General features: G+C 47.3%; 22 protein-coding genes. 4 read left to right on the top strand and 18 right to left on the bottom strand.

Translation table 11 applies throughout. The features are described from left to right. Window positions 1-784: 784 nt before the first annotated feature. From glpX to ACWXW9_RS26690, 7 genes are all read right to left on the bottom strand, one after another. Complete coding sequence (gene glpX, locus ACWXW9_RS26720) at window positions 785-1,762, bottom strand: class II fructose-bisphosphatase (RefSeq protein ID WP_494931849.1); 978 nt, start codon at window positions 1,760-1,762, stop codon at window positions 785-787. A gap of 152 nt (window positions 1,763-1,914) precedes the next feature. Further along, the gene (locus tag ACWXW9_RS26715) at window positions 1,915-2,718 is read right to left on the bottom strand and encodes a pyruvate, water dikinase regulatory protein (RefSeq protein WP_149094054.1); all 804 of its coding nucleotides are present in this window, start codon (window positions 2,716-2,718) and stop codon (window positions 1,915-1,917) included. Between the two features lie 13 nt (window positions 2,719-2,731). Further along, the gene (locus ACWXW9_RS26710; protein WP_134914270.1) at window positions 2,732-3,352 is read right to left on the bottom strand and encodes a helix-turn-helix transcriptional regulator; all 621 of its coding nucleotides are present in this window, start codon (window positions 3,350-3,352) and stop codon (window positions 2,732-2,734) included. Between the two features lie 236 nt (window positions 3,353-3,588). Further along, window positions 3,589-4,800 carry an ABC transporter permease gene (locus ACWXW9_RS26705; RefSeq protein ID WP_494931848.1) on the bottom strand — a complete coding sequence of 404 codons (1,212 nt, stop codon included), beginning with the start codon at window positions 4,798-4,800 and terminating at the stop codon, window positions 3,589-3,591. Then, window positions 4,797-5,516, bottom strand: coding sequence for an ABC transporter ATP-binding protein (locus tag ACWXW9_RS26700; RefSeq protein WP_134914272.1), 720 nt, complete (start codon window positions 5,514-5,516; stop codon window positions 4,797-4,799). The genes ACWXW9_RS26705 and ACWXW9_RS26700 overlap by 4 nt, the downstream gene beginning before the upstream one ends. 6 nt (window positions 5,517-5,522) lie before the next feature. After that, on the bottom strand, window positions 5,523-6,980 hold the full coding sequence (locus ACWXW9_RS26695; protein ID WP_494931847.1) for an efflux RND transporter periplasmic adaptor subunit: 1,458 nt from the start codon (window positions 6,978-6,980) through the stop codon (window positions 5,523-5,525). A 13-nt stretch (window positions 6,981-6,993) separates the two neighbouring features. Next, window positions 6,994-8,169, bottom strand: coding sequence for a TolC family protein (locus ACWXW9_RS26690; protein ID WP_494931846.1), 1,176 nt, complete (start codon window positions 8,167-8,169; stop codon window positions 6,994-6,996). A gap of 322 nt (window positions 8,170-8,491) precedes the next feature. On the opposite strand from ACWXW9_RS26690, the gene ACWXW9_RS26685 reads away from it, so the two are divergent. Continuing rightward, entirely contained in the window at window positions 8,492-8,680 is a 189-nt protein-coding gene (locus tag ACWXW9_RS26685; protein WP_494931845.1) for a hypothetical protein, read from the top strand. A 97-nt stretch (window positions 8,681-8,777) separates the two neighbouring features. Here the strand turns inward: ACWXW9_RS26685 and ACWXW9_RS26680 are convergent, their stop codons facing one another. The 3 genes from ACWXW9_RS26680 to ACWXW9_RS26670 form a co-directional block, all read right to left on the bottom strand. Continuing rightward, window positions 8,778-9,104 (bottom strand): MGMT family protein, encoded by a 327-nt coding sequence (locus ACWXW9_RS26680; RefSeq protein ID WP_494931844.1) that lies wholly within the window; start codon window positions 9,102-9,104, stop codon window positions 8,778-8,780. A gap of 142 nt (window positions 9,105-9,246) precedes the next feature. Continuing rightward, on the bottom strand, window positions 9,247-10,407 hold the full coding sequence (locus tag ACWXW9_RS26675; protein WP_494931843.1) for a rhamnogalacturonan acetylesterase: 1,161 nt from the start codon (window positions 10,405-10,407) through the stop codon (window positions 9,247-9,249). 302 nt (window positions 10,408-10,709) lie between these two features. Next, window positions 10,710-11,132, bottom strand: a complete 423-nt coding sequence (locus ACWXW9_RS26670; RefSeq protein WP_192512965.1) for a hypothetical protein — start codon at window positions 11,130-11,132, stop codon at window positions 10,710-10,712. A gap of 169 nt (window positions 11,133-11,301) precedes the next feature. On the opposite strand from ACWXW9_RS26670, the gene ACWXW9_RS26665 reads away from it, so the two are divergent. Continuing rightward, on the top strand, window positions 11,302-11,709 hold the full coding sequence (locus tag ACWXW9_RS26665) for a CHRD domain-containing protein (protein WP_494931842.1): 408 nt from the start codon (window positions 11,302-11,304) through the stop codon (window positions 11,707-11,709). A 238-nt stretch (window positions 11,710-11,947) separates the two neighbouring features. Then, window positions 11,948-12,403, top strand: coding sequence for an acyltransferase family protein (locus ACWXW9_RS26660; protein ID WP_494931841.1), 456 nt, complete (start codon window positions 11,948-11,950; stop codon window positions 12,401-12,403). Window positions 12,404-12,486: 83 nt separating this feature from the next. Here the strand turns inward: ACWXW9_RS26660 and ACWXW9_RS26655 are convergent, their stop codons facing one another. From ACWXW9_RS26655 to ACWXW9_RS26635, 5 genes are all read right to left on the bottom strand, one after another. Further along, window positions 12,487-13,917, bottom strand: a complete 1,431-nt coding sequence (locus ACWXW9_RS26655) for a glycoside hydrolase family 1 protein (RefSeq protein ID WP_494931840.1) — start codon at window positions 13,915-13,917, stop codon at window positions 12,487-12,489. A gap of 19 nt (window positions 13,918-13,936) precedes the next feature. Beyond that, window positions 13,937-15,826, bottom strand: coding sequence for a beta-glucoside-specific PTS transporter subunit IIABC (locus ACWXW9_RS26650; protein WP_494931839.1), 1,890 nt, complete (start codon window positions 15,824-15,826; stop codon window positions 13,937-13,939). Window positions 15,827-15,942: 116 nt separating this feature from the next. Further along, on the bottom strand, window positions 15,943-16,785 hold the full coding sequence (gene licT, locus ACWXW9_RS26645) for a BglG family transcription antiterminator LicT (protein WP_494931838.1): 843 nt from the start codon (window positions 16,783-16,785) through the stop codon (window positions 15,943-15,945). A 259-nt stretch (window positions 16,786-17,044) separates the two neighbouring features. Beyond that, the gene (locus ACWXW9_RS26640; RefSeq protein WP_494931837.1) at window positions 17,045-17,899 is read right to left on the bottom strand and encodes a DMT family transporter; all 855 of its coding nucleotides are present in this window, start codon (window positions 17,897-17,899) and stop codon (window positions 17,045-17,047) included. Window positions 17,900-17,916: 17 nt separating this feature from the next. Beyond that, the gene (locus tag ACWXW9_RS26635) at window positions 17,917-19,380 is read right to left on the bottom strand and encodes a glycoside hydrolase family 1 protein (protein ID WP_494931836.1); all 1,464 of its coding nucleotides are present in this window, start codon (window positions 19,378-19,380) and stop codon (window positions 17,917-17,919) included. A 155-nt stretch (window positions 19,381-19,535) separates the two neighbouring features. Between ACWXW9_RS26635 and ACWXW9_RS26630 the strand changes: the two genes are divergently transcribed. Then, window positions 19,536-20,537 carry a LacI family DNA-binding transcriptional regulator gene (locus ACWXW9_RS26630; RefSeq protein WP_494931835.1) on the top strand — a complete coding sequence of 334 codons (1,002 nt, stop codon included), beginning with the start codon at window positions 19,536-19,538 and terminating at the stop codon, window positions 20,535-20,537. Here the strand turns inward: ACWXW9_RS26630 and ACWXW9_RS26625 are convergent. From ACWXW9_RS26625 to ACWXW9_RS26615, 3 genes are read right to left on the bottom strand one after another with little or no spacing between them, the layout of a single operon-like run. Beyond that, complete coding sequence (locus ACWXW9_RS26625) at window positions 20,516-21,271, bottom strand: LutC/YkgG family protein (protein ID WP_494931834.1); 756 nt, start codon at window positions 21,269-21,271, stop codon at window positions 20,516-20,518. The genes ACWXW9_RS26630 and ACWXW9_RS26625 overlap by 22 nt on opposite strands. Then, the gene (locus ACWXW9_RS26620; protein WP_494931833.1) at window positions 21,264-22,784 is read right to left on the bottom strand and encodes a LutB/LldF family L-lactate oxidation iron-sulfur protein; all 1,521 of its coding nucleotides are present in this window, start codon (window positions 22,782-22,784) and stop codon (window positions 21,264-21,266) included. Before ACWXW9_RS26620 ends, ACWXW9_RS26625 begins: the two co-directional genes overlap by 8 nt. Next, window positions 22,781-23,509 (bottom strand): (Fe-S)-binding protein, encoded by a 729-nt coding sequence (locus ACWXW9_RS26615; protein ID WP_044647134.1) that lies wholly within the window; start codon window positions 23,507-23,509, stop codon window positions 22,781-22,783. The genes ACWXW9_RS26620 and ACWXW9_RS26615 overlap by 4 nt, the downstream gene beginning before the upstream one ends. Window positions 23,510-23,986: the final 477 nt, after the last annotated feature.

Genomic DNA, 23,986 nt, shown 5'->3' with positions numbered 1-23,986 from the left:
TCATAATTTTACAGTAAATCCTTATATCTCTTTTTTTCTTCCAACACTTTCTAACTATTTTTAAATATACAAACTTTAAAACCGCTTGACATGGGACAAAAGATCCAAATTGATAGAATTCATAAAAATAAAACAAAATCCATATTATGATATTTATTCCCAGTCTTTAAAAGCAACAATTTCACTTTATGCATTAATTTCCTGCTGATTATGATCTGTTAATTGGATTCAGAACGAGCTTTCCGATTTTCATGAATTTTGTAAAATCAAAATTATAATGATTTGTAATAAAGCTAGAAAGCCTTGTACTACAACAATTTTACCTTTACATGCCATTAACATAAATGTAACAAATTCATCCTGATTTCATCCGACAAATTCCGCCTTTTTCCGCAGCAGCCTTTGACCTCCTATTTTATGGAATAAAATTTCATCAAGCTCACATCCATCAAAATTAATAACTCTTTAATTTTTTAATAGATCATGTCATTTTGTAGTTCTAAAGAACTAATTTTCACAGATTTTTTTTCGACTCTCTATCTAAAAATTTTAGTTCAGATTGAATTTTGCTCCCCCAAAGCTATGAATTTTCTTTTCAAACTTTTATAGAAACGTTTTTATCTTCCTTCAAAAGTGTCGATTTTCAGAAATTTATATCTTTGGTGATGACCCTTCTTTAATCGGCAAACGAACCGGAAACACCAAACAGCAAGTCTCCAAATGGTAAGAGACTTGCTGTTTTCAAGCTGTATTATGGTTTGGTCTTTGATGCAGCTATGAAGACTTAAGAGGATGCTGCTGCAGCGAGCGTACCGGAAGCGTCTGTTGTGTGGTGAATACTGCGCACGAAGCGAATCGTTTTTGTTTCCGAGTGCATCACGACCGAATGGGTTTCTGCTCTATGACCAGGGAGGGAACGAACCCCTTGCAGCCACTCGCCTGGTGTCACGCCAGTAGCCACAAACATTACGCCTTTACGTCCAACCATATCATCCATGGACAATAAAGCCCCCGGATCAGCAATGCCCATACGTTTGCACCGTTCGATCTCTTCTTCACCATGAGGCAACAGGCGACCTTGAATCTCTCCACCCATGCATTTCAGCGCTGCCGCAGCCAACACACCTTCAGGCGCTCCACCGGAGCCGATATGCAGATCAACACCGCTATCCAGGCATGTTTCAATTGCACCCATTACATCCCCATGCCCAAGCAGCTTGATCCGAACACCGCTCTCCCGCAACAGCTTGATAATTCCAGCGTGACGTGTACGATCCAGAATGGACACGGTAAGTTCGGACAAGGATTTCCCCAGTATCCGTGCGGCCTTTGACAGGGTAGCCGGAATCGGATCATCCAGCGACAGTTTTCCAGCCAGTGCCGGGCCTACAGCCATTTTTTGCATATACATATCCGGAGCATGGAGCAGACCACCACGGGGGGCAGCAGCAATGACCGATAGGGCGTTGTTCAATCCGTTCGCCACCGTTTCGGTTCCCTCCAGCGGGTCAACGGCGATGTCTATGGCCGGCCCTCTGCGATTGCCTACTCTTTCCCCGATATACAGCATGGGAGCCTCATCCATTTCTCCTTCGCCAATGACGACCGTACCGTCCATAGATACTGCGTTAAAATGAGTGCGGATGGCTACCGTAGCCGCCTCGTCCGCGCTGTTCTTATCTCCACGCCCTGTCCATTGCGCTGATTGCAGCGCTGCCGCCTCTGTAACCCGAACGAACTCCAATGCCAGTTGACTCTCCATACCTATCCCTCCACCTCTTCTAAAAATTATTGTTACCCTTGGGGAAATCATTATTTTTATTTATCTATTATTCTCCTGTATCCTACGGCCGATCATTATCTATAACACTCCTGTATCCTACAGCAACTATTATCTATTGAGCAGCTACGCTTCTATAACATCCTGATAATCAAACCCGCTGTTTCTTCAATCGCTTTATCGGTGACATCAATAATCGGGCAACCTAATTCCGTAAATAGGGATTGCGCATACGCAATCTCTTCCTCCACCCGCGTCGACGTAGCATACTGCACATTGTTAGGCAGCCCCATCACCTTGAGTCGCTCACTACGTATTTTTAGCAGCAGCTCCGGCTGGATCGTCAACCCAAACACCCGACCATGCTGTACATCCTTTAACTGTGCGGGTGGAGTCAGCTCCGGTACAATGGGAATGTTGACCGTTTTATAACCTTTATGCGCCAGAAACATCGACAAAGGAGTTTTGGAAATACGGGATACGCCTAGCAGTACAATGTCTGCTTTGAGAATGGCACTCACATCTTTGCCATCATCATATTGAACCGCAAAATCCATGGCTTCCACTCGGCGGAAATAATTATCGTCCATCCGATGCAGCAGACCGGGTTTTTCCTTGGGATCATCATGGAACGTGTCGGCAAACGCCTGCATCATCGGGCCCATGATATCGACAGCCCGCACATTCAGCCGGACAGCCTCCTCTTTCATTGCTTCTCTCAACTCAGGCTGTACCAGCGTATAGGCTACAAAGCCTTTACGCTCGGCCACCTCTTCCATCACCCGGCTTAGTTCGTCTTCATCTCTTACATTCATAAATCTCTTGATCTCTGTGTCCGGTAGCTCGAATTGGCGCATGGTCGCATGAACGACGGCTTCTGCCGTCTCGCCAATCGAGTCTGAACAGATCGCTATAAAATGACTGCGCGCCTGAACCATTCGATTCCTCCCATTAATCCTCTGCTACCATATCGAGCAACATTTTGATGATATTTGTTTTCGTAATGCGTCCCACCACTTTCCAATGCTCTCCTGGTTTATCAGAGCTGGAAGGGACGACGACAGGCAGACTGTCGATTTGACGGGCAATGATTTTGCGCGCTGCCTCCAATACAGTGTCTTCCGGGGAAACAGTGACGACATTCGCCTGACGGGTCATCACGAGACTGACAGGGATGGTTGCCGCATTCGGATTGCCTAGCGTAACCTTGAGCAGATCCTTGCGGGAAGCTACTCCTGCCAGATTCCCCTCTTCATCGGTAACGATCAGGTTACTCACGTTCTCCAGAAAAAGAGCAACCACAGCTTCCTGAATCGTTGTTGTTTCACGTACGATGACTGGAACCCCGTGAAGATCGCCGACCTTCATTTGCATGAGCCGGAATTTTTCCTCCCGGTTCGGCGTGCCCCGCTTTCCGACAAAATAACCAACCTTGGGCTTCGCATCTATATAATTCAGAATGCCCAGCTTGGATAGGTCGGTCCGAATGGTCGCCTTGCTGAGATTGAGCATTTCCGCAATCTGATCACCGGTAATCGGGGCATGCTTTTGTACGATGTTTAAAATTTCCACTTGTCTTGCCGTAAGGTCGATGATGAACGCCCCTCCTTTTTTTTCCTTGCTATCTGATATTGAATATAATACGTCATATATAATTATAAATCAACCTTTAAAAGCATATAAAACATCACATATATAAAATTAAAGCGGTTATTGATGGTTTTTTATCGTTTAAAGCACTTATACCACACCAAAAAAGCGGATACTTCACACCCTGCTCTTTCGAGTAAGACGAAGTATCCGCTCCTTTATTCGTATCTTAAAGCATCAATCGGACGCAGCTTGGACGCCTTCCGCGCCGGGTACACTCCAAACAGTACACCAACCCCCATGCAGCACAGAAAAGAGTACAGCACAGGTTCCATCGTATACACAATCGGCATATGGACAAATTTCTCCAGCAGCTTCGCGCCCCCAAGACCCGCCATAACGCCAACCAGTCCGCCCATCAGACTGAGAAAAACAGCCTCGGCCAGAAATTGCAGCATAATATCACTGCGCTGCGCACCAATCGCCTTGCGAATCCCGATCTCCCTTGTCCGTTCGGTAACGGACACCAGCATAATATTCATAATGCCAACACCGCCAACACCGAGCGCAATCGCTGCAACGCCGAGCAACAGCATATTCATAACCTTGTCTACACCTGAGACCGTTTTTAGGATCTCCGTCTGGGTCATGATCTGAAAATCATCGCCCTCTGATGGCTTCAACTCATGCCGGGCACGCAGCACCTGTCGGATTTCAGCACTCGCCTGGTCAATCTTCTCCTCCGTTGTTGCAGAAGCATTCACCTGCTGAATGCTCATATTCCCCAGCCGTTCCATCCCTGTTGTAATCGGCACATATACCTGCTGCCCGCTGTTACTCATATTGGAATTGGAATTCGTCAGTACCCCGACCACCTTAAAAGGAAGCTGCTTGATCATGATCGTTTCCCCCACCGCCTTGGAGGCATCCGGACCAAAAATATTACGGGCTGCATCGCTCCCTAGCACCACGACATTCAGTCTCTTTTCCACTTCATAGTGGGTAAAAGACCTGCCCTGAGCGAGCGACAGCTTTCTCACATGGATGAAAGCCAGCGAAGTCCCCTCAATCTGCCCGCTGACCTTATTGCGGCTCCACGTAATATCCGCATTGGTCATGGCACTTGGAGCTACCTCGGCTACGGCTTTTTGCTGCTCTAGCGCAGCGATATCCTCCAGAGATATTCCTTTCGTCTGACTGAACGACATGGAGCTGGACCCATCATATGGGGCATAAGGATAAATCATGAGCAAATTATTCCCCATACTGTTAATCTGCGACGTAATCGTGGCCGTAGAGCCTTTACCGATGGCTACAATCGCGATTACAGCAGCCACCCCAATAATAATACCCAGCATGGTCAGCAAGGATCGCAGCATATTGGTTCGCAAACTGTTGAGCGATACCCGGATAATTTCCCGAAATTTCATGCCTTCACTTCCTCTGCCGCCATTCTTCGGTTCCCAACAGGCTGATCCTTTTCAATCCGTCCATCGCGAAAATGAATCAGACGCTTGGCGTATTCCGCAATTTCCTGATCATGCGTAACGAGCACAACCGTTTTACCCCGATCGTTCAGGCGTTGGAAAATCTCCATAATTTCAACGCTTGTTTTAGAGTCCAATGCGCCTGTCGGTTCATCCGCCAAAAGAATGACCGGATTGTTTACAAGTGCGCGGGCAATGGATACCCGTTGCTGCTGACCGCCTGACAGCTCATTCGGCTTGTTGTTCATCCGATCGCTCAGCCCCACGCTGGTCAGCGCCTCAATGGCACGCAAGCGCCGCTCCTTGGCTGATACCCCGGCATAGATCATGGGCAACTCTACATTATCCAAAGCCGTTGCCCTTGGGAGCAAATGAAATTTTTGAAATACAAAACCGATTTTCTGATTACGGATAATAGCCAGCTCATCTTCACGTGCATCCAGTATGGAATAACCGTCCAAATAAAATTGCCCCGAGGTAGGCAAATCCAGACAACCAATGACATTCATCATCGTGGACTTGCCTGATCCAGACGGTCCCATGATCGCAACAAAATCACCGTCAGCAATATCAAGTTGTACCTCCCGCAGGGCATGAATTTCCTGATCCCCGACCTGGTACACTTTTTTCAAATCCTCAATCTGAATGACGTATCTCATAACCGTTTAAAAGCCTCCCTGCATGCCCATAGCGGAAGGGTCCGGCGGAGGTTCAGGAGCAGGCACAATAAGAGTGTCACCCTCCTTCACACCCAACTTGAGCTCGACTCGATCTGGCGTGTAAAATCCGAGTTCTACGGGCTTGAATGTGCGTGCCCCTGGATTTGCAGAGTTATTAGAGGAAACATACACGCCGTCCTGTCCCCCCTCTGATCTTAGAGCAGTCGCTGGTACGAACAACACATTTTTGTGTACCCCCAAAATAACAGCGACATTCATAATCATGCCCGTTTTCAGTTTGCCCTTCGGATCATGAACAGACAGTTCCATCAGATAAGTCGTCATGCCTTCATCTGTGGATGCCTCCGGTGAAACGAATTGCACCTTCCCAGGGAACGACTCACCCGGATAAGCATTGGTGGATAACACCGCTGAAAGTCCTTTTTTCACCTTTACAATATCGTTCTGACTAATTTTCGCAACAATTTTGAGATTGTTGGAGTCCGAGTTGTTCATGACGATAAAAGGAGCCGTCGGACTGGTTCCGACATCCCCGTTCACCTTTAAAATGACTCCGTCCCATGGTGCCGCCACCTGAAGCTTGTTCAGGTCATTTTTTTTCTGTTCCAGCTCGGTGGCCAGTCTTCTAACCTCAATCCGTGCGGATTGGATATTGGAGGCATCGGCTGGAACCTCAGTTTTGCGAAGCTCAGCCATAGCCGAACGATAGCCGATTTCAGCCTCTGCGATAGCATGACGCTTTTGCGACATGATTTTACGGAATTGTAAATCCAGACCGTCATAATCTGTCTGTGCCTTATCCAGTGCTTGCTCTGCCTGCTCCATTTCACTGTTGGACACCGCCCCGGCATCATGTAAAAACTTTTGATCTTCATATGCCTTTTGCGCCTGCTCCAGCTGCTTTTTGGAAGCCTTTTTCTGACTTTCCGCTTCTTCCAGCTCAAATGATTCCTGCGCTGTATCGACAGCCATTTTAGCCCGAAGCACGTTTGTCTTCTGAATTTCAATATCCTCCGCCTTCGGTCCCTTCTCCAATTCAGCCAGCTTGGATTTGGATATTTCCAAATTATCGGATGCGCTCTGGATTTGCATCTTAATTTCAGAACTGTCCAGAAGAGCCAGGACTTGTCCTTTTTTCACCTTGTCTCCGGCCTTCACGTTTACCGCCGCCAGCTTATTTTCGCCTGCACTTGTGAAATTCAGCTTTACTTCCTTGGAGGCCTGCACGGTACCAGACGTTTCCAGCTTCTCGCTCACATCCCCGCGCTCCACTTTAAGTATCTCGTCCTGAACTAATGGTGCAGCCTGCTCTTTGGGCAGCTTCAAATACACTGCTGTTCCGCCCCCGCCTATAACCAACAGCACAACCGCTGTCCAGATCCACTTTTTTCTCCGTTTTCTTCGTAACTTTAACAAGGCATCGTTTAAAACCGTTTCTGCCAACTTCGTTTCCTCCTTATGTGCTCCATGGCTTGCTCAACGTGTATTCATTCTGACTCAGCTCAATCGCCAGCTCTTCCATTTGCCGTTCAATTTGGTCCACCTTCAATTGGTTATTTTTCAGCTCCAGCTCGATAATTAAGCCTCTGGCCCACTTTTTGCGAGACAGCTCCAACCCCTCTTTCGCAGTGCGCAGGCTTTCTTCCAGTTGAGCGTATTTTTTTTGGTTTTCCTTGACCGTGGCATATAAATTGCGGAGCGATTCGGCAAAATCCTTTTGTCCCTTGTCCAGCTCCTCCTTGGCTGTATCCACGTCCATTTTGGCTAGATCGTAAGCACCTGCACCGCTGTTAAAATCGAAATATCTCACATTGAGTTCCGAAGTCTTGATGCTATCCTCCAGCTTCCACAAGTTCGGATTCATGTCCATCAGCTGTTGTATATGTATTTCGATATCCAGCTTCTTCGGTTCCTTGTACACTGGTCGATCCACCATTTCGTAGGCTGTTCCGTTAGGCTGGCCCATCAGAAAATTCAGAGCGTCACGTGATTTTTGCAGCGCAATTTCCCCCTGCTCGACCGTCTGCTCCGCCTGGCTTCTGGCCTGTGTACTCTCGTTTTTCGCATACTCAGACAGCTTGCCGCGCGCAAATTTGGCGAGTGCAATCTTTTCCTCCGCTTGAGCAATTTCAAGCGCTTCCAGATTATTTTTCACCTGATTCTCTGCCACGAACACGCTCTGGTAGCTTTTCATCACATTAAAATAAATCTGGTCCTTGGCGAACTGCGCCTGCTTTTTGCTGGCTAGATAGGATAACGTCGAAGAGTTATAATTTCTCCAGGATGACTCATCACCAACATATTCACCGTCTATAAAATCGACGAATGCATTTCCCAGGTCCTTCTCTGCATTCTTAAACTCAATTCTGCGACGCTCCACGTCCCGCTCGGCGGTACGTGTGTTGTAGCTATTCGTCTGTGCCCATTCCGCTGCCTGCTTGAGCGTTAATGGAGGTAAAGCCTGACCCGTTACAGAGGCGGTCTTCGATATAACCGCAGCAGACGAAGTTCCTGATATACTTGCCGACGTATTTCCTGTTGAACTTCCTGCTGCACTATCAGCCTGAACGGTGGAAATCAAGCCTGACGACATCGTCAATACGAGCAGCGTGGCAGCCGCTTTTTGCTTCATAAAATGAATCTCTCCCCTTTCGGTGAAATCTTTCGAATTATTTCCATAGATTTCGACATAAATTTCCACAGTCTATCCGCCACCTAATTGTACTTTCAGGTTAATGATGGTACAAGGTGTCAAACCAATACATTTTTGTAACCTTTTTTTGAGTATATTGTCGATGTAAGCTGTTCTCTTACAAATCCGATATAAAACAAATCTGTTTTTACCTGAACTTTACCTAATTTTCAGCTAATTTTAAGGAAACCAACAGCATCTATTAAGGTTGGGAGCATATACTAGAGAAAGAATAACAGCCGCTCACTGGGAGGGTTAATAGATGATAAAAGAATCTCGCTTGACAACTACTAACGAACCGTCTGATTTGTGGATGACCCGATTTTTACGTGAATCCGAACAGCAAAAGAAGCAACTGATCCGGGAAGCCCGGAAAAATAACGATATACCACTTATAAATAGTATTTCTTTCCACCTTGCCCAACGGAATCAGCAGCATCTGATCAGCTAGGGATGATTTTAATAGAGATGTAACTCGCTTCTAACTTAAAATGCCGATCAACGTCGCTTGGAGGCGTACGTGATCGGCATTTTTAGGTTGTTTCTATCTATTCGTCTTCTGTCATCGCTTGAGAATCATGCAGGTATTTTTCCAGTGAAATTCGTCCGTTCTTCATAAACTGTATACCCTCGGATTCCAAAAGCAGCCTTTGTAAAGAAGCTCCTTCATCGTCCTGTAGCGCGATTTCTCCCAATCGATTTACGACTCTGTGCCAGGGCAAGCGGTGCTTGCTGCTAAGCGTATGCAAAATACGCACCACTTGACGCGCCCCTCTCGGACTCCCTGCTTCCGTTGCAATTTGTCCGTAGGTCATGATTTTCCCCTCAGGGATGGACTGGATTATTTTTAATACACGAGCTGTAAAAGGCTGCATGTGATCGTCGAATCTCCTTTCCCCTAGCCGTCAACTGTGGTCTTCACGTCTCAAAACAGTGCTGATACCATACAACAAAACCATTCCGGTTCTCGCGCTGTTTTTCTATCATTATAGCACCCACAGTCTCGGTTGGCGAAGGCTAGAATCCGCTTAGACCCTGCCTTTTTAAATCCTTAGCTACTAGACGTGCCAGTTCCTTTGCTCCCGCAACATTCGGATGCAGCGTGTCACCGTTCATATACAGGGCAAGTGTGGCTTGCGGGCCAATGGAGGTAAAATAAGCTGAGCTAAGCACGTTCAGATCGACCAAAGGCGTTTGTTCCTCTTGAGCCAGCGCTAAAATAGAGCCCCTATACCATCTATTTTCAGCGGTGTGTACATTATTCGCGTTAAAATCCGTAGCTCGCCCCTGCGGTGTTGACAGGATTACGGTTGCCCCCTTGGCCTTGACCTGCCGGATCATATCCCGCATCCAGTCCTTAAACTCCGCTTCGCTTTCGTTATGCTTCGGGTTGGTGTCATTAATGCCCAACTGGAGAATGAAATAATCCCCCGGCTTAATGTATTTGACGATGGCCTCGAGCTGACCGTCCTGATGAAAGCCCCTTGCAATTTGACCACCTGACGCCATGTTACGGATCTGGAATGTATTCGGGTTTACGAATTGTGGCAATAACTGACCCCATCCGGCCTGCACGCTGCTATCCAGTGGATAGTAATTGCAGACGGTAGAATCCCCGCCGATGTAAATCGTCCGATTCGTAACGGGGTTGTTAGACAATCGCCTGATTTCCAATGCACTTATTTCAAAAGAGGTTCCCTCTTTACCTTCAGTAATCAGCAAATTCAATTGCCCATCGGTCACGGGAATTTGAAAACGGTCCTTCGCTCCGTCCCCCGTCATATTGATGACCTGATAGACTCCCTCGGCGGCAACGCTCGCTCGGGTCGTATTTCCTAGCGTGACCGATACCTCATATAATCCTGGATCAAGATCCACATCAAATGTATTTTCGCTCTTCGTACCAGTCGTCAGAAACCGTACCGCATCACTAGCGACGCCAGTACCGGATGCTCCTACATTGCGTACGTTCTCGGGTGTACGAAAGCCATAACCGCGCGTCGCATCGTATCGCAGGGATGCGTTCACCCCGGTATAGCCTGATTCCACTGGCCCCGCACCAAAATCAAATTTGTAATCGCCAGCCGCTCCATACGCAGGCGTAGTCCCATTCAAGCCCGGCGTACTACATAATAAAGCGACCAAAAGCATACTGGTCATTCCTTTCATCCACTTCATATCATCATTCCTCCTTCAAAATGTAGAATACCCTAAGGACGTTTTGATTTTTTGTAAGCGCATACAAAAAATTCGTTCCTTTACCTCATGGATACAAGTTTGTACCCATTGATTCCTATGCAGGTGAAGGCCTGCTTATTCATCTAATCACTCCCTTTCAAATCAATCGCACTCTTAAACATTATAGAATAAATGGGTATATTATGTAAATATCCCAATGTGAATAAGCCCCGCAGATATTCACCTGCGGAGCCTCGTACAGAAGGACCTTTTTGAAATTTTAATTCATTTATAACATTACATCAATCTCCAACCAAAATACCGTCGAAGCTCTCTGGACCTACCCGTATCGTACCCAGCAGGTTTGAAGAAACAAAAGCGGTGTACACCAACTGTGGCGTAATCGGCGGGTTAAAGTCATCAGCCGAGAACGCGATGACCTGAGGAGCCGTTATACTCAAGCTAAACGTAGACGTTGCCGAGTAAACAAGTGGATCGGTTGGCAAGGTACCTCTTACAATAGTGATCGTAATTCCTACCAAAGCCAGTGGCAGTTGAACCGACAGAGTACCTTTAAGCAGAACCCGCGGCGTGCCTGTAATTCCCAGTGTGTTTAATCCGATCTGCCCAAACAATTGCGGCGTATTCAAAACGGTGATCGGAATGGCAATAGAGTTTGCAAATGAGGCATTTTGAGATGTTCTTCCATCTATAAATGTTCCCATGTTTTTTCCCCCTTTCTCTACCAGATACTCATAGTCTATGAAAAGATGACTTATATGCTTGGACTAAATAACTTGCTAAACACACAACTTTCTCTTTATAGGCGAATGTACAGCCCTTTCCCTGGCCCCATGAATACACTAAACCAACAATGGGAAAAGGAGCGATGTAATGTCTACGTTTAAAGCCACTTTAAGGGGGAGTCATGAAGTACCTCCTGTCAGAACAAATGCCACGGGAAATGCGGAGTTTCATTACCATAAGGAACGTCGGCAATTAAAATTCGAGCTTATCCTGCGCAACATTTCACGAGTAACCAGAGCGGATATTCATCTGGGACGCAAGGGTGAAAATGGTCCGGTCGTAGCTGTCCTGTTCGGCCCTTCCAAATTCGGAATCACGGTCAAAAGAGGCGTTGTCAGCGGTGTGCTGCGTGCATGTGACCTCGTCGGTCCACTCAGAGGAAGAACCATTTATGATTTAGTTTGCCAAATCAGAGAAGGCAATGCTTACGTTAATGTCCATACCGTTCGGTATCCAGATGGAGCCATTCGCGGACAGATCAGACGTTGCAAGTAACCACCGTATGACGAAAATTAAATATGAAAAAGAACTTTCATAGCCACCTTGAAGTACTTACATGCACCTTTCATGTGGATTGAAAGTTCTTTTTTCTATTCCCCATCAATTCTTAATAAAAGTTAAGAAGTTCATAAGCGTTTCTTAAGTCCTTGCCTTCCGGGTTGTTAAGAACTTTATTTTTTAATAGAGAGAGTTCATACAAGAGACAGTTCACACCCGAAAGGAAATGAAGCTTATGAAGCCCTTTATAAAGCCTACGACCAAAGAAAGAATTCCCGAGTTGCAGCTGGTCAGAGCCATGGCGATTCTCGCCGTCATCATGGTACACGCCACCTCTTACGCAACTGTTCAACTTACAGATTCCAGCCTATTTTTTGTGTATAATGCGCTCAATGTGCTTATGAAATACGGCACCCCCGTATTTATCGCTCTAAGCAGCATGGTATTGTTCTACAACTATAAGGATCGCCCTATGGGACGGGAGCTGCTGATCCGCTTTTATAAACAGAGATTACGGTATATTCTCCTGCCTTATATTATGTTTTCTCTGTTTTATTTCATCCTGTCCCTTACGGCTGGCAGCTCTGAAACCTGGAGCGTGGCCGAACTGGCGGAGAGCTTTGCAGTGAAGCTGGCAACAGGCAAGGCGTACACGCATTTAACTCGCTTCCCTCTCTATCATTCTCGCTAGTCCATATACAAACGAAACCAGCCATAGATCGTATCTTTGGCTGGTTCATTCCTGACTTTTATGGAATTAAGGGTTGTATCCCTTTATTTTTGGGAATCGAACAATACCTCCCCGTTGGATTCGATAATCTTTTGGTACCAGTAGAAGCTGTTCTTTTTTCTTCTTTCCAGTGTACCTGATCCATCGTTGTTTTTGTCCACATAGATAAAGCCGTACCTTTTTTTCATCTCTCCTGTTCCCGCGCTGACAATGTCGATTGGGCCCCACCAGGTATAGCCAAGCACTTCGCAGCCATCTTCAATAGCTTCATGGAGCTGGATCAGATGCTTGTTCAGATAGTCTACTCGCTCGGGATCATGAATTGAACCGTCTTCCAGAATTTCATCATGACTGCCGTAGCCGTTCTCTACAACGAATAGAGGCTTCTGGTATCGGTCGTACATTTCATTACATACATAGCGGAAGCCTTTCGGGTCAATCGGCCATCCCCATGGCGTTTTTTCCAAATAGGGGTTGTCGAGTCCCATAATTCCCCCTGTATTGCCCAGGATGGGCATACCTGCTTTATGTGTCGTGCTTCGATAATAGCTAAAGCCCAAATAATCAGCTGTATGCTCCCGCAGTAATTGTTCATCTCCGGGCTCCATTTGAACCATGATGTTATGCTCTTTCCAGATCCGTTTGGCATAGCTTGGATAATAGCCTCTAAGGATCACATCCGAATAAAATAAGGATCTTCTTCTCAGCTCATAGGCTTCAAACACATCGTCCGGATTGCAGGTATTCGGATAGATCGGACTCAGGGATAACATAGCGCCCATCATCGCGCCCGGGATAATTTCATGACACAGCTTAGTAGCCAGCGCGCTGGCAACGAAAACATGGTGACTAGCCTGATAAATGGTCGGCAGCTTGTGCTCATCGTCTTGAACAACAATGCCTCCTGCCGCCAAAGGAATCGTGTGAAAATGATTGATTTCGTTGAAGTTCATCCAATATTTCACTTTGTTTTTATAACGTTTGAAGACAACTTCCGCATACTTTACGTAGAATCCAATCAGCTCGCGGCTTTTCCAGCCTTCGTATTTGCGGATCAGATTCAGGGGCAGCTCAAAATGGGAAATAGTGATGACCGGCTCAATTCCATACTTCAATAGCTCATCAAACAGATTATCGTAAAATTGCAGCCCTTTTTCATTTGGCTCGGCATCATCCCCATTCGGGAAAATTCGGGACCATGCAATGGAGGTTCGAAAGCATTTCATACCCATCTCTGCGAACAGGGCGATATCTTCTTTATAACGATGATAAAAATCAATCGCTTCATGGCTGGCATAATACTTGTTCTCATCAATCGTATCATCAAACATTCCGCCTACAATTCCTCCCCGGAATGCGTCACTGATCGCAGGTCCTTTACCATCCTCGTTCCACGCCCCTTCGGCCTGATTCGCCGCTATAGCACCACCCCATAGAAAATTCTCAGGAAAACTTTTGGCTATTAGTGCTGTCATGACTCATTTCCTCCTTTATTTAATGTATTGTGAGCAAAACACTTTGCAAATCTACGGATTTTTGGTGTGTTTGGGTAACCTTTTGGTAAGCAGTGCTGTTGGTAACAATAATCGGAGTGGTCAGGTCATAGCCGGCTGCCTGGATTTTCGGAATATCAAATTCAAGCAGTAAATCCCCCCGTTCAATCCGCTGTCCTTGCTCCACATGCTTTGTAAAATAGTTGCCTTTCAGCTTCACCGTATCCAGTCCCACATGAATTAACAGATCCAGATGGTTGTCTGAGGTGATGGCTACCGCATGGCCGGTTCGGAATACGAGCGATACAACCCCGGAGACGGGTGAATATACCTTCCCTTCGCTCGGCAAAATGGCTATTCCTTGGCCCATTGCTTCTGTAGAGAATGCCGGATCAGGTACTTCACTTAGCGGAACAATTTCGCCATTTATAGGAGCATAGACACTCTCAATGACTACGGTTTGTCCAGATTCAGTCTGTAAGGCAGGCTCGGATTTTTCTGGTTCCGTCTTTCCTGTCTCCGCATCCGTTACCCCGGTTCCTTCATTAAAGCCCAGAATATAAGTTAATACGGTAGTAACCACGAATGAAATGGTGATGCTGATCAAATAAAAAGCAATGGTATTCGTAAAGAACGCTGGAATAGTCGTGATGGCCGGGAACACATAAGCAAGCACGGTCGTCTGGAAATGCCCGGCAATGGCCCCTCCGATTGTTCCCCCGATGACGGCGGCAATCATCGGTCTTTTCAGCTTCACGGACAGCCCATAAACGATAGGTTCTGTAATACCGGCGAACAGTGAAGGGAAAATAGATGACAGCGCGTAAGCTTTCAGCTTTTTGTCCTTGGCTTTCAGAAAGACCCCAAGAGCGACACCGGATTGGGCAAAGGTCGCGGAAGCCATCATGGGCCGGATCGTATCAAACCCTTTGAGGGAAAGATTATTGATCATCGCAGGCGCGATCCCCCAGTGTAAACCAAACATCACCAGGAAGGTCCAGCCTCCTCCCAGTATGGCCCCGGTCAAGAGACCGCTTTGCGTACTCAAAAATTCAATACCATCAGCAATACCTTTACCGGTATACACTCCCAGCGGACCGATCACAATGGCAGTCAGCGGAACCATAATTAATAAGGAAACGAGCGGGACCATAAATAATTCAATGCTTTTCGGAACCACGCGCTTCAGGAATCGTTCCAGATAGGAATACAGCCAAATGGCTAAAATCGCCGGAATAATGGATGTCGTATAACTCATCAGAACAACGGGAATGTGGATAAAGGAAGCAATATCGCCCGTGTTTTCCATCAGCTTGGTGAAGTTAGGCTCCAGCAAAGCGGCCATAATTGCGGCGGATACGATAGGCTGGGTTTTGAACGTTCTCGAAGCTGAAAACGCTAACATCAATGGCAGGAAGAAGAACACGCCGTTACCTGCGGCAGCAAGGATAGCATAGGTGCTGGAGGCACTGTCCAGCCACTCTAACTGCGTAAGAATAACCAGGATAGCTTTCAGCATCCCTGCACCAGCCAAAGCAGGTACAATCGGCTGGAAGATTGAGCTCATGACGGTAAAGGCTCGACTGATGAAATTACCTTCTTTTGAAGTCTCCTCCTTCTCGTTGTTGCCGCTCTTTACCTGAAGGTTGTAATTCACCGCAATCGCATCATAGACCTCGCTAACATGATTGCCAACGACCACTTGATATTGACCCCCGCTTTCTATCACGGAAATGACCCCGTCGGAATTTTCCAAAGCCTGTTTGTTGGCTTTTTGCTTGTCCTTAAGTGTGAATCTCAGACGGGTCATACAATGGTACAGATCACGGATATTTTCTTCTCCGCCTACATTTGTTACAATGAATTTCGCTAATTCATCATGCTTGCTCATAACGGTTGCCTCCAATGCTCTCTGGTTGATATAAAAAAACCTGAGTAATCTCCGATACCAAAATGCACTTTAGTATCGAAATCACTCAGGTAATGCCCACGAATGGTAACACCCTGCTAGTTTTCAGTTCTGTTGACCAATCTCGAAATGTGGATCATAAGGTACATCATTTCATCATTGGTTAGTTTCTGCTCAAACTGCTTATTCACATAAACCCCTATTTTTTGTACGCATCTGCGCTCTTCCGGAAATTTGATTTTCAGGTCTTCAAACAAGTTCATGTACTGTGGATCTGACGATTCATGGGCAAAAAGCCGCTGGGCAAAAAATTTAAGATGAGTTACAAATCGGTTATAGTTCCATGAATCTTCATCAAACTCAACATTGAAGTGATATTTTACAATATCCATAATATCCTTGATGACTCTTGACGTTTTTAGCGTCTGGTCTAGCTTCTGGTTATCCAGACGGGCGTTAACGAAATGCAGCGCAATAAATCCGGCTTCATTTTCGTCGAATGAAATGTTGATCCTGTTACGGATCATCTCCAGCGCATGTTTTCCGATAGCGAATTCTTCGCGATAAAACCGCTTGATTTCCCATAAAAACCGGTTTTCAATCGGGGTTCCCCGTGCATGCCGTTCAATGGCAAATGAAATATGGTCAATCAAGGCCAGATAAATATAATCACTAATGTCTCCGGCCAATCTCGGTCTGGCATACTCCACGATTTCATCTGCAATTTCAATGCATTCCATCTTCACATCTTTCAGCAAATCCGCCAGCTTCGCGGATAGATCCTGAGTTTTGACTACAAACAGCTTGGTGATTTTCCGCTCATCGATGGTATCCCCCGGCTTCAGGTTGAATGCGATTCCATTCCCTGTCGCAATGACCTCTTGGGCGTCTTCTTCCTCTGCTAATACGACATTGTTGTTAAGCGCTTTCTTCAAAATCATGCGACCACCTGCTTTTATTTACTGGAAGGCCATTTTTTAAAGAGACTCTGTTAAAAAATGTGCATACACTAAAAAACCTGAACAGAATACCGCTTAATAGACGTTATCGCCCATTTACCGGAACTCCATTCAGGTTATGCCTAAAATAGTAACACCCTGAAAATTATGAGATTCATTTTTGTAATCGTTTTCTTGAATTCATTATAATAGAGTTTCTTTTTTTCTGTCAACCCTTTATTAAAAACAGCCTTCCAGCCGCTTACTGCGGCTTCGGAGCCCCTGAACGGTTCACAATCCAAATGCCTGCCAGTACTAAAAAAATGCCGAGCAAGGTAGCCGCTTTGAGTTCCTCATGAAGAAAGATCCAGCCAGATACAACACCGACGATGGGAACCAGCAGAAGCGTAATAGAAGCTTTACTTGCTTCCATTCTGGTGAGAATATGGGTCCACAGCAGGAACGCAAGCGCAGACGCCACAATGCCGGAAAATAAAATATAAAAGATCGACGCTGCGCTAAAGTGCGGCTCCCAGCGTTCAAACAACAGGGAATACAATAGCAGTCCGAGCGCACCGAACGCCATCTGCCAGGTCGTAAACTGGGTTTTATCGCAATGCTGGAGCTTGAGCTTGATAATCAGGTTGGAAAGTGCCCAAGCAATCGCTGAACTCACCCCAAGCAGCATAGCCCACAAATTGCCGCCCAAATGAATGTCCATAGCAAATAACAGCCCCATGATCCCTGTAGCAATCCCAATCGTCTTGCGTGTATTGAGCCGCTCACCCGGAATAAGAAAATGGGCCACTATGGATAAAAACAGCGGCATGCTGTACGTAAGCACGGAAGTTAAGCCAGCATTAATGTAGTTCAGGGATATCTGAATAGCAATATTAAAATAGGTAGTCTGGAGAATTCCACAGATGATATACCATTTCATCGTGTGCCTGTCAGGATTAGGAACCCGCTTCCAAATGAGAATTCCGAACAGGAGCATCGTGCCCGTGAGAAACCGGAAAGCGGCAAATTGGACAGGTTCAAAGGCTCCGTTGCCCAATTTCATAATGACAAAATTAAAGCCCCAGATTAGGCATAAGAGCAGGCTCAAGCCTTTCATGCATCATACGCCTCCGTTTAGAGCACTTCTCCGCCCGATTCTATCACTTTTTTATACCAGTCAAAGCTTTTTTTCTTGTAGCGGTTCAGTGTTCCGTTGCCCAGATCATCCTGATCGACGTAGACGAAGCCGTATCTCTTGGATGCCTGTGAGGTCGAAGCACTGATCATGTCGATGGGACCCCAGGCGGTATAGCCAAATAGATCCACTCCATCCTCAATGGCTTCCCTCATTTGCTCGATATGTTTTTTCAGATAGTCGATACGGTAATCATCGTTAATCGTACCGTCAGCATTCATTTGATCTGTCGCACCCACGCCGTTTTCCGAGATAAACAGCGGCTTCTGGTAGCGGTCATACAGGTTGTTCAGCGCATAGCGTAATCCTTTAGGATCAATCTGCCAGCCCCATTCGGACTGCTCCAGGTAAGGATTTTTCACACCGCCAATCAAATTTCCGCTTGCTTTGGCATGCTGGTCGGCAGTGGCGCTGGCATTGTTGGACATATAGTAGCTCAAGGACACAAAGTCCACAAGGTTTTCGCGCAAAATCTCATCGTCGCCGGGTTCTTTATGCAGCACAACGCCTTTTTCCTTGAACATGCGTGCAGTATAGGACGGATAATATCCTCTGGTTTGTACATCACTGAAAAAGAAGGACACACGTTCTTCCTTTTGGCATTCAAGCACATCATCCGGATTGCAGGTATTCGGATAAAGCAACAGATAGCTGATCATGCACCCAATCTGGGAGTTTGGTATAATCTCATGACAGGCTTTGACTGCCAGCGCACTGGCTATAAACTGGTGATGGGCAGATTGATACTTGTCCTGCTCCAGATTCGGGTGATTTTCTTCAATGATCCCGGCGCTGACAAACGGATGGTGTTTGACACAGTTCATTTCGTTAAATGTAATCCAGTACTTCACTTTATCCTTGTAACGGGTAAATACAGTCTCGGCGAAACGGACGAAAAATTCAATCAGTTTCCGGTTTTTCCAGCCACCATACTCGGTAACAAGGTACAAAGGCATGTCGTAATGAGTAAGCGAGATGACGGGTTCAATTCCTTTGGCCAGCAGGGCATCAAAAACCTTGTCATAGAATTGCAGCCCTTTCTCATTGGGTTCTGTCTCGTCGCCATTCGGGAAAATACGTGTCCAGGAAATGGAAGTGCGGAAGCATTTAAAACCCATCTCGGCCAGCAGATTAATATCTTCTTCATAACGGTGATAGAAATCATTTCCCCGGCGTTTGGGATAATTTTTGGTGCTGTCTGGGTCCAATGCTTCCTTGACTTGGGCGTGGGTCATCATATGCCACTGATCCAGCCAGTGCTTTTTGTCGAGTTCCGGATCAAAGGTAAATACATCAGAGATCGAGAGCCCTCTCCCATCTACATTGTAAGCCCCTTCAATCTGCATGGCAGCGGCTGCCCCGCCCCATAGAAAGTCCTTGGGAAATCCTTTTGCCTGTTCCATGTTGCATTCCTCCAGGTAATATATAATTTGTGAAGATGTATGACGGAACCCGTGTGCCTCAAATGCATCCCGGATTGCTGCATACGCTTTATGCTTTCATGCTACAATCTGGGATGCATTCCAGGTCAAGAACTAAATTTTTGGAGTTGAATTCCATGCATAATATTAAAAAAATTGCGGAAATCGCGGGAGTATCGACAAGTACCGTGTCTCGGGTGCTGAATCATCATCCTTATGTCAGTGAAGCTACGCGGACCAGGGTGATGGAAGTGATTCGGGAACTGGATTATATTCCGAATATTAATGCGGTGCAGTTGAAAGTGGGCCGTACCAAGGTCATCGGGATCATGACCCCGACCATTAACAATTATTACATGCAAATCATCAAGGGAGTGTCCAATGCGGGTAAAGAGCAGGATTATCAAGTTCTCATCTACCAGACGGAGGAAAAGCGGGATTTGGAGAGCGCGGCGTTAGAGCTATTGAGGCAGAAAAAAGTGGACGGGCTCGTCATTTTACGGCGTATGCTGGACTGGTCTGCTGTGAGGCGTTATACCCAATATGGGCCGATTGTGACCTGTGAGCCATTAAAAAATAAAGAGATTTCATCCATTTATCTTGACCACTATGAAGGGTTTCGGATTGGATTAGAACATTTGACCGAGCTGGGATTTGAAAAAATCGCCTGCACCGTGGGCAGGAAAAACAGCGTAAACAGCCAAAGAAGACTCCAGGCTTATTATGACCTGCTCGCGGCAAGAAAGCTGCCCGTGAATGAGGAGTGGTTGCTCAGTGGTATCCATACGGTGCAGGACGGAATGCGGGCGTTTGCCAAGCTGGAGTCATTAAAGGAACGTCCCCATGCCATCATGACAACCAATGATTTTGTGGCATGCGGTATTATCTCAGCCGCCCGCAGTAAGGGATGGAATATTCCAAAAGATTTGGCAGTGGTGGGCTTTGAAGCCGATGAAAGCCAGGTAGCTGACGCTATGGGACTGACCAATATTACGAATCCATTGCAGCGCATCGGACAGGAAATGTTCCGTACGTTGTATCGGCAGTTGAACAGCCAGCCTCTGGAGCCAATCTCCCTTGCTTTTGAATTGAAGGTCCGCCAGTCTACCTTGCTAACTCAACCTATTAACAACGTATAAACGATGCCGGGGCCGTGTACACCGATGGTCAGATCATTTTCAATATCCGACGAGCGGCTGGGTCCGGTAATAAAATGAATCCCTGCGGGCAATTGCTCACGTCCAACCTCATCAAAGCGGTTTAAAATTTCGCCCAGCCGCGTCTTCAGACGCTCCACCGGCAGGAGAATGATCAGCACGGTCGGCAGCAAACTGACTGCGCGGCCCTTCTCCGATGAGGACAGCACCGCCACCGATCCGGTGTAGGCGGCAGCTTCATCGGCGATGACGATACCGATATCCGCCTCGGCGGCGCGGGCCTTCCAGTCCTCGACTGGATCGGTGTTCCACACCGATAGGCGGACTTCCGGCAGCGCCGCTTCCAGCTGGAGTGCATCCAGGTCCGGCTCATTCTGCCGGACGATATTGGCCGCTCCCAGCTCTCGCGCCTTGCGCGCGATCCAGTCTGCCGAATGCTCCAGACTCGGCAGACGCACGACATGCCCGCCAACACTTGTAAAGTTGGCGGTAAACTCTTCGATGCGCTGCTCCGCGCTCCATTCGAATTCATGCCAAAATGCAGGTGCGCCGCGAAACGGCTGCACGGGTGGCTCCGTCTGTCGCGGACGCTTGAGCTTCGTTGCAATGCCATCCATAAAGCGTACCTGCTTGGTGCGGGATTCGGCTTCCATTTGATGGAGCCACGCTTCATGGACGGTCTTTGCTTGCGCAGAAGGTTTATTCTGTTCACTCATGTTGGCTACCTCCTTTACTTCTATCCGCCAAAATCGTTTCCATTCGGCTATGGACATCCGATTGCATAGCGTTGCGTTCTTGCTCCAACTCATGCTCCAGTGTTTTCCATTGCTGACGGAAGGATTTTTTCGCCAGAGAGGGAGCCACACGGTACGTATTCCAGCCCTTTAACGGGCCAACCTTAAGGGTGATTTCTCCCTTACGGACGACCGCTTTTTGGGCAATCTGCCCAAGCCGAATCGCTGCTGCGAATCGATTCGAACTGGAAACCACTGTCGCGAACCCCTTCATCCCCGCCGTCTCCAGCTTATCTCCCTGTCCTGCCTCCACCTTGCGTCTGCGTAGATAGACAAGCATATCATGCAACGGTATTTTGACCGGACAAGCTTCATAGCACGCACCACACAGACTGGATGCACTCGCAATGTCGTTCCACTCTTCAATTTTGCCATGCAAAGCAGGCGTAAGCACCGCGCCGATAGGGCCGCTATAGGTCCCGCCATACGCATGTCCGCCAATGTGGCGGTAAACCGGGCAGGCGTTCAGGCAAGCTCCGCAACGGATGCAATTCAGCAGCTCCTGAAACTCCGGATTACCCAATTGAAGAGAGCGTCCGTTATCTACGATGATGATATGCATTTCCTCCGGCCCATCGGCATCTTGGCTGCGTCGTGGGCCTGAAATGCCGGACATATACATCGTCAGCTTCTGTCCGGTAGCAGAACGTGGCAGCAATGTAGCCATGACCTCCAAATCCGTCCATGATGGAATAATCCGTTCCATACCCATCAGCGTAATTTGCGTTTTGGGCAAAGTGGAAACCATCCGCGCATTGCCTTCATTTTCGAACAGTACCATGGAACCCGTCTCTGCGATGGCAAAATTACAGCCAGTCATTCCGATATCTGCCTCCAGAAACTTTTCACGCAGCTTCTTACGGACAAAACCAGCCAAAATCGTCGTATCCGCAGACAATTCCTCCCCCGCTTCTTTGGACAGCAGTTCGGCAATCTGATAGCGGTTTTTGTGAATCGCCGGAATGACGATATGGGATGGGGCCTCGCCTGCAAGCTGAATAATATATTCACCGAGATCACTTTCAATCGTCTCGATATCCACGCCCTCCAGCGCCTGATTCAAATGTAGCTCTTCGGACACCATCGACTTGGATTTAACAACAGACCGGGCCTGATTGTGGGCAGCAATATCCAGCGTAATCCGTACCGCATCTGCTGCTGTATCGGCAAAATGGATATGCACCCCGTTGGCCCGGGCATTGTCCACAAACAGGTTCAGATAATAGTCCAGATGGGCAATGGTATGCAACCGAATTTGACGGCCCCGCTCACGCCATTCCTCCCAATTCCCATGCTGCTCTGAAGCCGCCTGCTTGCCGTTACGCAAACGCTCCGTCGTGAAACGGACCGCATTCCGCAGAAAATCGTCGTTCAAGGCCAGCTCGGCGCGTTTTTTGACCTTTTGGCTCATCGAATGTGAATGTACAGTGGTCATGCGTGCTTCACCCCTTCATACAGCAGCTCGGCAAGATGCATAACCCGAACCGGCTCTTCCCGATACCTGAGATTTCCCGCAATGTTCATCAGGCAGGCCATATCCAGTCCAACCAGCACCTCGGCCTCCGTTTCCCTGATATGATCCACCTTTTCCGTCACCATGGCTCCCGAAATATCCGACATTTTTACCGCAAAAGTCCCGCCAAAGCCACAGCAATCCTCGGCAAAAGGAAGCGGCACCAGTTGCAAGCCCTTTACACTGCCAAGTAGCTGCATCGGCTCCTCCTTCACGCCCAACAAACGGGTACCGTGGCAAGACGGATGGTAGGTTACGGTATGCGGAAAAGACGCGCCCACATCGGTCACGCCAAGCACCTGTACCATAAATTGCGTAAACTCATACGTCTTTTGCTCCAGTCGCCGCGCTGAGTCCAGCCATTCCGGCTCATCCTTGAACAACTCCGGGTAATGATGAATCATATAAGTGCAGGAACCGGAGGGCGATACAACAAAGTCGCTGTCGTCAAACGCTTTCAAAATTGTTTTCGCTGCTGCCCTCGTTTCATCCCAGTAGCCGCTGTTATAGGACGGCTGTCCGCAGCATGTCTGCACCTTCGGAAAATCCAGTTGAACACCATATCTGGCAAGCAAGCGTGCCATCGCTTCCCCCACCTTGGGATAAATCGCATCACTCAGGCAGGTAATAAATAAAGATACCTTCATACGGAACACCCCTTCCGTCCATAGAATAGCCATTACTTTATACATAAAACTGAGCTGGAAAGCTACATATAGCGCCACTGCGCAGTGGGATGGTGCTTCCCATCGCGATCGCTTCGCTTGACAGCACCATTCCGCCTACTCCGTTTTTATGTGAATTTTTCGAGTTCAGCTTATATGAAAAGTAAACGCTTTCTAGTTATTTTGGATATTAAACCATTTACCTGTGGAACGTCTGATCTGGTCTGTCGGCATTAGGGTTGAACCGATACTACCTTACTCACTACAAAAAAATCCACTTACGGAGGATACCAGCGTCGCGGTTCATTTGAATCTGGAGAAGCGTCAGCGCTCGCCTAAGAGCTCTCCAAAGGAAAGCTCTTAGCGTAAGCATAAGCTTGCAGCGGGATTCTCACCTATGCATGTTCTACATCATCAGAGAATCCCGCTGCAACAGCGATCGTAAGATCAAATGAAACG

The sequence above is a fragment of the Paenibacillus sp. LT-B23 genome (assembly GCF_059417685.1).
This window is presented reverse-complemented; position numbering and strand designations above follow the sequence as displayed.